Source organism: Chryseobacterium gambrini, from assembly GCF_900156825.1.
GTDB classification, from domain to species: Bacteria; Bacteroidota; Bacteroidia; order Flavobacteriales; family Weeksellaceae; genus Chryseobacterium; species Chryseobacterium gambrini.
Genome location: NZ_FTOV01000003.1, coordinates 343,524 through 355,927, shown reverse-complemented (window position 1 = coordinate 355,927; position 12,404 = coordinate 343,524). Strand labels below are relative to the sequence as shown.

The 12,404-nt window shown below is 34.6% G+C and carries 10 protein-coding genes; 1 reads left to right on the top strand and 9 read right to left on the bottom strand.

What is annotated here, in order from left to right; all coding sequences use genetic code 11:
- Positions 1–93: 93 nt before the first annotated feature.
- From BW951_RS07980 to BW951_RS22695, 3 genes are all read right to left on the bottom strand, one after another.
- Complete coding sequence (locus tag BW951_RS07980) at positions 94–1,884, bottom strand: hypothetical protein (protein ID WP_139326129.1); 1,791 nt, start codon at positions 1,882–1,884, stop codon at positions 94–96.
- 184 nt (positions 1,885–2,068) lie between these two features.
- A complete protein-coding gene (locus BW951_RS07975) occupies positions 2,069–3,049 on the bottom strand; it encodes a helix-turn-helix transcriptional regulator (protein WP_076391579.1) in 981 nt (326 codons plus the stop codon).
- Positions 3,050–3,432: 383 nt separating this feature from the next.
- The gene (locus tag BW951_RS22695; RefSeq protein ID WP_175608797.1) at positions 3,433–3,771 is read right to left on the bottom strand and encodes a helix-turn-helix domain-containing protein; all 339 of its coding nucleotides are present in this window, start codon (positions 3,769–3,771) and stop codon (positions 3,433–3,435) included.
- A 1,580-nt stretch (positions 3,772–5,351) separates the two neighbouring features.
- Between BW951_RS22695 and BW951_RS07965 the strand changes: the two genes are divergently transcribed.
- Positions 5,352–5,705 (top strand): winged helix-turn-helix transcriptional regulator, encoded by a 354-nt coding sequence (locus BW951_RS07965; protein WP_076391575.1) that lies wholly within the window; start codon positions 5,352–5,354, stop codon positions 5,703–5,705.
- A 95-nt stretch (positions 5,706–5,800) separates the two neighbouring features.
- Here BW951_RS07965 and BW951_RS07960 read toward each other — a convergent pair whose 3' ends face one another.
- From BW951_RS07960 to rsfS, 6 genes are all read right to left on the bottom strand, one after another.
- Entirely contained in the window at positions 5,801–7,375 is a 1,575-nt protein-coding gene (locus tag BW951_RS07960; RefSeq protein WP_076391573.1) for a hypothetical protein, read from the bottom strand.
- 330 nt (positions 7,376–7,705) lie between these two features.
- A complete protein-coding gene (locus BW951_RS07955) occupies positions 7,706–8,362 on the bottom strand; it encodes a phosphatidylserine decarboxylase family protein (protein WP_076391571.1) in 657 nt (218 codons plus the stop codon).
- A gap of 4 nt (positions 8,363–8,366) precedes the next feature.
- Positions 8,367–9,239, bottom strand: coding sequence for a phosphatidate cytidylyltransferase (locus BW951_RS07950; RefSeq protein ID WP_076391569.1), 873 nt, complete (start codon positions 9,237–9,239; stop codon positions 8,367–8,369).
- A gap of 25 nt (positions 9,240–9,264) precedes the next feature.
- Positions 9,265–9,846: an LUD domain-containing protein gene (locus tag BW951_RS07945; RefSeq protein WP_076391567.1), complete on the bottom strand. Its 582-nt coding sequence runs from the start codon at positions 9,844–9,846 to the stop codon at positions 9,265–9,267.
- A gap of 136 nt (positions 9,847–9,982) precedes the next feature.
- Positions 9,983–11,995 carry an ATP-dependent zinc metalloprotease FtsH gene (gene ftsH, locus BW951_RS07940; protein WP_076391565.1) on the bottom strand — a complete coding sequence of 671 codons (2,013 nt, stop codon included), beginning with the start codon at positions 11,993–11,995 and terminating at the stop codon, positions 9,983–9,985.
- Between the two features lie 22 nt (positions 11,996–12,017).
- Entirely contained in the window at positions 12,018–12,380 is a 363-nt protein-coding gene (gene rsfS, locus BW951_RS07935) for a ribosome silencing factor (RefSeq protein ID WP_076391563.1), read from the bottom strand.
- Positions 12,381–12,404: the final 24 nt, after the last annotated feature.

The window sequence follows — 12,404 nt, the reverse complement described above, 5'->3', positions numbered from 1 at the left end:
TAAGCTTATTATTTCTACAAAACAAAAGCTTCTGCAACATGAACGATGCAGAAGCGGCCTTTAAAAACTATATAATTGTGACTATTATATTCTTTATTGTGTATTTATTCCATTAAATTCAGCTTGTTTTATTGCCCATGCAAAAGCATTCGCAGAGATAATTGAATTATAAACATCCTGATCTAACGCATCTCCACCTCTTCCATAAGAAGTTTTAACAACCGGCAAATTACTTCCGTTTACTTCAAAAGGACAAATAGTATCAGAAGCACCACAATTTGAATTAAAACCACCATCACCAATCCATATGAAATTCAGTGTTTTATGCTTAAATGCAGTGACTCTTCCCGCTGTACCTCCAGGTGAAGCCTGTGATAGATCAGAATCTGTAGAATATATATCTATTTCGCTGGAAGGAATACCTGATGCATAAGTAGTTGCTGAAGCATCTTCTCCCCAAGTCTTGCCTCTTGCATCACCAAAAGGTCCGTTTATAATTTCATCATTAATTACAGGAAGTCTGTACAAAGCACCTGCTGCATTTACACTACCTGTTGTAATGGTATTATCATTAAATACATACCTAAAAAGTCTTTGCATACCTGCATTGGATTCACTGAATGCCAAAACAACTCCTCCTTTCACCAAATAATCTGCAATAATATCTGCTTCAGCATCAGAAGGTGCCCATGAATATCCTATAACCATAATATCAACAGGACTTGAACCAGAAAGCCAACCTTGCAACTGAGCAATACTAGGACTATTTCCACCATTAATTCTTGTAAACCCTTCTGCTTTTACTATACTTGTTGCTGTAGTCCCAAAATTTGAGGCTGTACTAATCATTCGTCCAGATGCTGCTGTTCCTGAAAAATTATACCCATATACATTTTCTGAAGTCCCTACTGCGAGTAATCTTTTAATTGGTATAACTACAACTACACTTACCGTACATGTTGTAGATACACCACCTTGGCTATCAGAAGTTATGGTAATTGTTTTAACCGAAGTAGAAGTAGGCGTGCCCGTTCCTTGTAAAGTAATGTTTTGATTTCCAGTTGCTGTAAAAGTTCCGGAACCACTAAAAGAAATTCCATCAACTGTATTAGTAGTAATCGTGTAACTTCCCAGAGAAGTAACATTTACAGGCAATGTTATTGTATTTGAAGCTGTGAGAGGCGTTCCTACTTTATATACACCATTTACTATTGCTTTTCCACAACTCATTGTATAGGTTGCTGCAGGGCTTAGAACAGTAATCGTAACTGGTGGTGTACACGTAACATCAACCCCATTGGCAGAAAGCTGTATTGTGTCTGTTTGTATTGCGGCAGGAGTTCCCTGTCCCGGAATTTGTATTGTTTGTATACCTGTGTTCAAAAAAACTCCTGTTCCATAAAAATTATAACCGTTAGTTGTGGTGCCCATAATCGTATAATTTCCTATTTTAGTAACATTTACCGTCACACTAAGGTAATTGGAAGTGGTTAATTCTTTTCCTTTTACGTAACTTCCCACAGCTTTTGTGTTAGAGCAATCGATTGTAAAAACCGATTTTCCTATCTGTCCGCAGACGCTTTTCCATTCATTATCTGCAAGGCTCCAATAGTTCAGGCAGTCTTCTGTGGTATTGTAAACCGTAAGACCATCATCATTTGCCGAGTTGATGACTATGGCATTTCGCTGAGTTTCTGTAAGACGCGGAATGAGAATTCCCTTATTGCTATTTCCTGAAACAATGTCCAGAACAGAATTGGTATTGGGCGAAGAAGTATTAATCCCTACTGCTCCGTTGTACTGCGAAAAAAAATTTTCAAAAGCAAAGAACAGAACAATCAGTAATGTTCTTGCTAAACATCTGGTAATTTTTGTATTCATCATTTTTTATTTTTAGATTAAAATTTTAAATAAAGATTATAATCTCTGCAAAATTAGTCTCTGTAAAAATGATGTAACAAAATTTTTGATACGCAATGTTACTCACGCGTAGTAAAACTCACACGTTATTAATATTTTAACACAAATTCAGAATTCCGGATGATAAAAATCTGAAAACTGCATGGTCTTATATTTTAAGAAGAAAGCTGTTGATATTAATATCGGAAGGAATATTCAGTTTTTTTCGTATTCTGTATTTTTTACTTTCTACGGCTCTTATGCTGTTATTGGTACACTGTGCAATTTTTTTCGTATCGAAATCCAGCTTCATTAATGCACAAAAATAGAGTTCAGAATGAATGAGGTTAGGATTAATCTCTAAAATAGCGGGGATGAAACCCGGAAAAAAGATTTGAAATCTCTCAAAAAACAAAACTGAATTTTTCTCTGCCAGTCTGAATATTTCTTCAATATTTTCGTCCGTAAGATGATTTACCAACATCTGGTTTTTCATGAGCTGAGTATTGGTTTTTATAAGGTCTTCAATTGTTGAATCCTTAATTTTTGTGTTTTTCATTAAACCGTTGATAAGTTCATCTTTCTGGCTTATAAATACCATATCTATTAAAAAAGAAACGATGGAAAATAAAATATTAATGAGTTTTATGGTAATGTAATCTTTGTTTTCTAAAAATTTACTTCTCGGTAAAAAGCTAAAATCATAATAAAGACAGATAATAAAATTAAAGCTGATGAACACAGCTAAAAAATAAATTTCAATCTTGTCTTTACTATAATTGAAGAAAAAAGGAATTGCGAAAAGAATACTGAAATAAAAATACTCCATCCCCACCATTTTTGAAGTGTAGATATTAAAAAAGCTTACGATGAGAGTAAGCATCACAAGAATACTTACTACGCTTATTTTGAGATTTTTATGAAACTTTTTCACCTTATCTTCTATTGAAATCATCAATATCCAGAATAAGGTAATTAATGTAAGAAAAACAGAAGCAATAATATCTCTGTAAAAAGTAATAATAAATATGGAATAGAATAAGAATATAAAAAAGAGAAAAAGCAAATAACGATTAAGTAAATGATTGTAATCATTTTCAAAATTATTATTACCTCTTTCCTTTTTATCGAAGAAAAGTTTGTAAATCATTGCGTGTGTGTTTTTTTAGAATCGAATTTAACTGAGTAATCCTTTTAAATTCGACATTGCAAATATACTTAAAACCTGATTAATCTATTTTTATCTTAACTTATAGATCTTAAACCCCTGAATTTTGATTGGAAGAATAAATTTTAAGGCAAGCAAGATGAAGATGATTTCAAATGCTGTTATGCATAATGTATCATCATTGGGAAAAATAGTATTTAACCAAATTTAGCTAAAACTATACGGTACAAATTTCAGGTAAAATTAACAAATGAGGGTTCTTCTCACACATACTCATCCCCTCAATTATACGCATGAGTAGTAAAACGCACTATTTTAGAACTTTTCTGAGGGTTTTGAGGGCTAAAATTTATGTTACTGATATTTCAGCTGTTTATATCTTTCAGATATTCTCTGGGAGATTTGCCTATAATTTTTTTGAAAGCTCTGTTGAACTGTGATTGATGAACGAAACCCGCACTTGTGTAGATGACCTTTAAGGTATACTTTTTATGAATGTCCTTTTGAAATTCCTGTATTACAAAATTTATTCTGTAGGAATTTATAAAATCATTAAAATTGGTTTTCCCTTTTTGGTTTAAAGCTGCTGAAATATAGGTTCTGTTTGTATTTAAAGATTGGGTTAAATCATAAATACTGGCATTAGAATTAAGATAAAATTTATTCTTTTCGGTATACTCGATGATTCGTCTGTATAAAATCATCAATTTATCTTCTTTTATTTCGGTGTCGGATAACAATGAGGGTTCTGGCTCTACGGTTTCATTTTTCTGTTCAAAGTTGTTCTGTATTCTTACGCTTTTAAATTCTATGGCATAATATATATGAAACGTTAACAAAAAAAGGAAAAAGAAGAAGTGAAAGTATAAGGAAAATAAATTGTAGATCCACAGGAAAAAGACGGTATTAACATCTTTACTTTTCCAGCTAGGAAAACTGTTCCACTCGAAACCGCTGTAAACGAATAAAAATATAATGAAAAAAAATGCGGAATAAAGGAAAGTTTGTTTAAAATTATTTACATAAGAAAAAGATATGGGGAATAATATTAAATAAATTAGAGTAATCGGGAAATCCGGAAATTTAGATACCGAATTGTACACAATTAATAATAACTGAACACAATTATTAAAATTTACGAGATGCTTAAATTTAAAATTATCTAAAAAATCTATTTTCCACAATAAAATTAAAGATGATAAAAAACTTACCACGGCAAGTATCGTATTGTATCTGGTAATAATGCCGTAGAAATAATAATCTAATATTTTTATCAATATAATTACTAAATCTAAGAATAATTTAATCCACAAATACTGTCTGATGAATACCTTACGTTTTTTATGCAGCATTTCATTATTATAATTCATAATTATAAGTGTCTCTATACCTTATTAAATAAACAGAAAACTTAATCATAAATATCGTGAAATGGAGTTCTTAAAAATATCTATCAGTATGACTGATGAAAGTAATTATTCTGCTGTTTTGAATCAATAACTTATCTGCAATCCTCTTTGGTTTACAAATGATTTTCTACAGATCATTACGAGTAAATTTATCAGCTCCCGATGCAAGTTCTGCCCATCTACCAACTGCTGTTATCTGTGATATTTCGATCAGAGTCCTTTTTAAAATTGACATCGTTTTTGTTTTTCGAATTAAAAGTATTAATACTTACTTGGACGGCAATATATATTAATGATATAACAATAAGGAGAATCACCTTTCTTTTCATTACAGTTTTTCGAGTAAAGTTTCAATAAGCTTTAAAAAATTATATCTAAAAAATAATTAAAGCAAAAATAACAGTTTTAAGATTATCTCAAAAAATTGAACTTTTTTCAGCCGGATAAAATAAGCTAATTAGTAAAAAATGCAGAATTAAAATGCTGTTATAACAAAAAGCAGATACTTAAAAAACACTACTAATCAACACATTAAACAATAAAATAAACTTATACATCAATACGATATTTATTTTTACTTTTTAGTTTCTATTTGTATTTAATTTTACAAAAATATTTAGAAAACAAGATTAACACTGATATATTTATAATGTTAATGTAAAATATTACCATTGAATAATCATCACAACTTACATCTATATATTGTTAAAACTACAATCGTATTTTAACATACTCATTGAGTCTTTAATGTAAGAATATCAATTTTACGGAACAGAATACAAACAGGATTTTAGATTAATTTGTCAGTATTCTTCATAATTTTTTCTTCGGAATACGTTTGAAGCATTTACCTGACTTTATACTGACCGCGAATAATGAGCAAAAGCATTGAAATAAATGGTAAAGTCTATCCTTCCACGATAAGTCTAGCAATGGATCTGGTGGGAGGTAAATGGAAGGCTGTGATTTTATACCATTTAAAAGATGGTGAAAAACGCTATACTGAACTAAAAAATGAGATGTCTTTTATTACCGATATGTCATTAAGCTTATATTTAAAACAGTTACGAGACGATAATCTTATTTCCAGAAAATCTTACGGACGGAAACCTCCGTTAAAAGTTATTTACAGTTTAACGGATCTGGGTAAAACCCTTATTCCGGTATTAGAAGCTGTGGATCATTGGGGAAGTTTTATATTAGAGCAACAAAACGAAAATAGCAGATAAACTTTTACATTTTCTTAAGCATAAAAATAAAAAAGCCCTTAAAAAAATCTTTAAGAGCTCATTTTTTTTTCAAAATTTATGTTTTTATTTTATCTTTAAGGAACCCTGAACTGTTCTATTCTAAGATATACCTTTGTCGTTGGACAAGTGCCATTTGGGCATGTAGAGGCATCTAAACCAATCGCAACAGCATCATTGTTTGAAAACATACACGTTAATACATAGGCAACCTGAGCGTCATCATTTGTGGTCCATGTGTAGGTTCTTAATTCAGGCTTATTTCCATTATAAAGATTCGCAATTCCCCAAGCGGCTGTAACACCTTCCTGAAAAGGACCTCCAAAAGCAGTCCCATCACCTCCATACCATTTTCCTGCCTGAGGAAAAGGATTATCGTTATAAGCAGATACAGTTTCTGAGGAACCCGCTGAAGTACGTTGGGTTGAGCCATTCCAGAAAATACTTGGCGTACCTGAGTTGCTTCTTATTTGTAAGTTAACACCTGAAGATAGATTAGTGATACCATCTTGTATGAATATTCTGACAGAAAATTTTCCATCGGGAGAGGTAACATATTTGTGATATCCGGGAGCAGGATCGTTTGTTGAAATCAAAGGTCCCAAAGTAATCGATTGGGTATATTCAGCTGCAACCTGATCACCAACTGTAGCACTACAATTCTGACCATTGGTAAGAAATGGCACTAAACCATTACCGGAACTCCCTTGTATAGGAAAAGTAATTGCTGTAGGTGAAGAAACAGAAGGTGTTCCCCACACTGAGAAAGAAAGCTGACCACTGCCTGATGCAAGCTCTCCCGGAAGAAGTTTTATATTTAATCCGTTTACAGTAACTGTAGTTCCTTCCTGATAAAGACCGCCGTTACCTTCTGTATAGGGGATTTTTAAAATGCCATTGTAAGATACCCCGCTGGTATAGGTTGCAGGAGATAAAGTCGCAGCATTACAGGTCAAAGAAGTAACAGTGGGTGCCTTTGTAGATTGATTATTAATTGTTCTCCATTCTGTTCCATTCCAAAAAACAAATCCTTTATATACTAAACCTGCTGATCCGCTATTATAGACTAACATACTGGTTAATGGATTAGGGATGGTAACAATATCTGTGCTACTTGAAAGAGCAACTCTGGGAATTAAAATACCTTTATCTGCGGCTGTTAAATCTAATAATGCTGATGTATTCGGAGTCTCAGTTCCAATCCCCAGATTTCCGTTATCTTTTATAACAAATGCTTTATTGGCAGGTCTTGCAGTCGATCCATCAGATTGGGTTCCAAGTTTCACCATCTGGTTGGTATTGTCGTTGATGAATGCATCGTTTGTTAAATCTCCTGCAGTCCCGCTTCCCCCCAAACCTACCCACGAAGCCACTCCATCCCAATAGTAAAATCCTTTATTAAAAGAGCCGGAATTGGCTATTAAATATACTAACTGTCCATTCACAGATCCGTTTACATTGAGCGCTGTAACTCTTGGAACAAGAATCCCGTCTGCAGCATCTACAACTCCGGGAACTGCGACCCCTAAAGTCCCTGTATCATTCTTTCCTCTAATATCAAGGCTTGCCTGAGGAGAAGAGGTATGTATTCCAACCTGGGCAAAAGATGAACAACTTAGCCCGATCAGGTAAAAAATATAAATATTTCTCATTTCGTAGTGTTTTAAGTTAGGGTTATTAAATTATCAGAAATATTTACAGCCGATTGTATAAATATAACTTGTGATGGAATTAAAAACTGGGTACGCAAAACACACCAAATCCATTATCCCATTGATTGTCTTACTCTTACTACGAAGCAAAATTATAGCATATTTAAATCTCTAACAATACCTATCATTTTTGATAGGTTAAAATAATTGAAACTTTTTTTATTTTAAACTTCAAAAAAATTTAGAAACCCTTTTAAATCTTGATTTTTGAAAAACAAAAAGAGAGGCTAAAAAACCTCTCTCTGTATCTTTATAATTTTGTATTAATTTTTATTCTTCCTTCATTCTCGCGATCACATCCAGACCGCCTTTGGTAATGTCCCCGATCTTACAGACAATTTCCGTATCTAAAGGTAGAAAAACGTCCATTCTGGACCCGAACTTAATGAATCCGAACTCATGTCCCGCTTTTGCCGTATCGCCTTCATTACAGTAGAAAACGATTCTTCTCGCAACATATCCCGCAATCTGTCTGAAAACCACTTTATGATTCGTTAAACTTTCCACAGCAACGGTTGTTCTTTCGTTTTCCGTAGAAGACTTTTCGTGCCAAGCTACCAGATATTTTCCCGGATGGTATTTTTTATAAATTACATTTCCTGAAACCGGATATCGGCAGATATGAACATTCAGCGGAGACATAAAGATAGAAACCTGAATCGCTTTCCCTTTGATAAATTCATCCTCTTCAACTTCTTTAATCATTACCACTTTTCCGTCTACCGGAGCAATCACATTTTCTTTGTGATCGAGAATTTCACGATTCGGAACTCTGAAGAACCAAAATACTAAACTGTAGATTACCAGTAATGGCAGAATGATCACCAACGACCACATTTCAAGAAAATAAATCGCCACTGCGCCCAAAATGATGAACAAAATGGTGGCAACGGTAATGGTTCCTTTTGATTCTCTGTGTAATTTCATGAGATTAAATAAATTTTTCTAAAATAAAGTACAAATATACGACAGGAACACAAATAACGAAACTATCCAGCCTGTCTAATACACCTCCATGTCCCGGAATGATGTTTCCGCTGTCTTTCACGGCGAAATTTCTTTTCAGTTGGCTTTCCACCAAATCCCCGATCGGCGCGAAGGCAGCCACCAGAAAACCTACCACCATCCAGTTTCCGCGAAGATCCGGATGATAATGTTCTACAAAGTAAGACAGGATTAAAGTAAGAACAACACCGCCAATATAACCTTCCCATGTTTTTTTAGGAGAAATTTTAGGCGCCATTTTATGTTTTCCGAAGAATTTTCCGGTTAAATAAGCAAAGGTATCACTGCTCCAGATCAGGATGAACAGAAACAGAACTTCTAAAGAAAAACTGTCGTCATAGCTTGTAAATTTAGGAAGTCCCAAAGCAAAGCTGAAAGGCAGTGCGACATAAATTACGGTAAAAATAAGCTTTCCGCTGTCAAAATATAATTCGTTCGGGAATTTAAATAATGTAACGGCAGCAATCACAATAAGAACCATTGCAAGGATTTCACTCAGTCTGAAATCGAAAAAGAAATCAAAATTGAAATACCTTTTCGAGAATACATAAAAAATAAAAATTACCAAAGGAAAAACAACAAACCGTTCATAGCCTTTCCCGAATTTCATGATTTTAAAACATTCCCAAGAACCGACTCCCATTAAAAGAGTGATTAATCCGTAGTACAGATATTGCTGCTTCACGAGATCCGGCGAAATACTGTTGATTAAATGAGCTCCAAGCGGAGTGGTACAAAGAATAATAACTGCTACGTAAACAATTCCTGATAAGGTTCTTTGAATGAGATTTTTGTCCAAGATGTTAAAATTTTAAATCTGATGCTTAATCTTCAAGCAACAATAAAAACAGTTTTGTGTTGGTATGGGAAGAAGTATCCATTTTCGACTGTCCGCCGCTGATGGAAGTAAGATTTTTAATATTCCCGTTTCTCTTGATTTTTCCCATGGCATCATTCAGGTTGTTCACAATCTGTGAAATATTCGCCATAATGATAATTTTATCCGGCAGTCTGGAAGAATGATAATGAAGGATATTATTGTGAGAAAGCATAATTCTTCCATCGTACGCAATAAGATATTCGCAGGTAATGAAACTTGCATCATTATTGCTCTGAAGTTCGGAAGTATACGGTGTTTTTACCACATTCAGGAAATTCTGAAGGTCTTTATCCCAACAGAATATATTGTGAATTCCTTCAATTTTAATAATCTGGTTCAAAGTCTGTAACGCCTCCGCTTCATCAGCACAGTAGTTAAAAAAACCTCCGGAATGCGTAAACAGTTGGGCAAACTTATAGTCGAGATCCGCATTTTTCAGGGAATCTCCTAACTTTTCCAGACTCTGCTTTTCTTCCTGCTCAGGCTGGTTGGTAAGTTTGCTTACAATCTTCTTAAATAAATTCAATTTGATCTATTTTTAGTCAACTTTATACAAAAATATAAATTAATCATATAGAAATCCAAAAACATACCGAGAAATATAAAAAAACCCGACAATTTTGGAACTGTCAGGTTTTGTGTTATTTAAATTCTAAGAAATTTTAAAGCTGTGTAGGGCTTTCAGGAGCCTGAATTTCGCTGTCTCCTTCTTTTTCTTTGATAAGAATCTCTTCTTGCGGTTCTTTGGCATCCGGAATCGTATTGGTAACAGGTTTCTCTGTTAATTCGGGATCCCATGCTCTCTTTCCGAAAATTTCTTCAAGATCTTCACGGAAGATTACTTCTTTTTCTAACAGCTTACTTGCCAAAGCATCAAGCTTGTCTTTATTCTCAGTTAAAATCTGAACTGCTCTGTCATACTGATTTTCGATAATTCCTTTAATCTCAATATCAATTTTCTTCGCTGTTTCTTCAGAATAAGGTTTTCCGAAAGAATATTCAGACTGTCCTGAACTGTCATAGTAAGAGATATTCCCGATATTCGGACTTAAACCGTAGATGGTTACCATTGCCTGAGCTCTTTTCGTTACACTTTCAAGATCAGAAAGCGCTCCTGTAGAAATATTGTTGAATATCACCTGCTCTGCAGCTCTACCACCCAGTGTTGCACACATTTCGTCCAGCATTTGCTCTGTAGTTGTCAACTGTCTTTCTTCCGGAAGATACCAAGCTGCTCCCAAAGAACGTCCTCTCGGAACAATAGTTACTTTCAATAGCGGTGAAGCGTGTTCTACCAACCATGAAATCGTAGCGTGTCCCGCTTCGTGATAAGCAACTCTTCTTTTTTCAGAAGGCTTAATAGCTTTATTTTTCTTTTCAAGACCCCCGATAATTCTGTCAACCGCATCAAGGAAATCCTGTTTCGTTACCGAAGTATGGTTGTTTCTTGCGGCAATTAATGCTGCTTCATTACAAACATTCGCAATATCAGCTCCACTGAATCCCGGCGTTTGTTTTGCAAGGAATTCTCTGTCTACATTATCATCAAGTTTGATTTTCTTTAAATGAACATCAAAAATCTGTCTTCTTTCGTGCAATTCCGGAAGGTCTACATAAATGGAACGGTCAAAACGTCCGGCTCTCATTAAAGCTTTATCCAGAATATCCGCTCTGTTGGTTGCAGCCATTACAATAACGTTCGTATCGGTTCCGAAACCATCCATTTCAGTTAAAAGCTGGTTAAGCGTATTTTCTCTTTCGTCGTTTCCGCCTGAGAAATTATTTTTTCCTCTTGCACGTCCGATGGCATCGATCTCATCAATAAAGATAATCGCTGGAGATTTTGCTTTTGCCTGTGCAAAAAGGTCTCTTACTCTTGAAGCTCCTACCCCAACAAACATTTCCACAAAATCTGAACCTGAAAGCGAGAAGAAAGGAACTTTCGCCTCTCCGGCTACTGCTTTTGCCAATAATGTTTTACCGGTTCCCGGAGGACCTACCAAAAGAACTCCTTTCGGAATTTTACCTCCCAGTTTGGTATATTTTTCTGAGTTTTTAAGGAAATCCACAACTTCCTGGACCTCTTCTTTAGCACCTTCAAGACCTGCAACATCTTTGAATGTTACCTGAATTCTTTCTTTTTCGTCAAAAAGTTTTGCTTTAGACTTTCCGATGGAGAAAATTTGTCCGCCCGGTCCGCCTCCGCTTCCCATTTTTCTGAAAAGAAGGAAATAGAAAACTCCTAAAATCGCAATCCAGATTAAAGCCTGAATTAAAAAGCTCGTTAACGGACTTTCGCCTTCCGCATAATCTTTAGACGTTTTTATCGCCGGATTTTGCATTCTGATGGCATCAAATTTTTCAAGGAAAAGTCTAAGATCTCCATATTTAAGCGAGTAATCTGCCTTTGGAGCCATCATAAGCCCCGAAAAAGGATTAGATTTATCGTCTTTTTTTACGGTAGCTGTTTTGGCAGCCTGCGTTAAAAATACATCAGCTTTCTGAGCCTGTTTGTCAATTAAAACTCTCTGGATTTTTCCTGCCTGCATTTCTCTGAAGAAACCGTCTTCATCAATTGTCTTACCTGTGCTGTCGCCCATAGAATTGGCAACAAAGAACAGCACAAGTGCTACAATCATGATAGGAAAAAACCAGTTAAATCCTTTATTGTTCATTTATACTTTTTAAAATTTATAATTAATTTTCGATTTTCGTAATCACAGCATCTCCCCAAAGTTCTTCAATATCATAATACTCTCTTACTTCTTTCTGGAAAATGTGGACTACCACGGAAACGTAATCTACCAAAACCCACATGGAGTTTTCGGTACCTTCTACGTGCCAAGGTCTATCTTTAAGGTCGTTTCTTACTTTTTTCTCTACACTTCCCGCCAACGCCGAAACCTGCGTATTTGAGTTTCCGCTACAAATGATGAACGTTTCTGCTACTGAATTTTCGATATTGGAAAGATCAAAGATCATGATATCTTCACCTTTTACATCCTGGATAGCCTCTACAATTTTATCTATTAGCGCTTGTTTTTCTACTGTTTTATTCATTAAAAAATACTATAATCTGCAAAT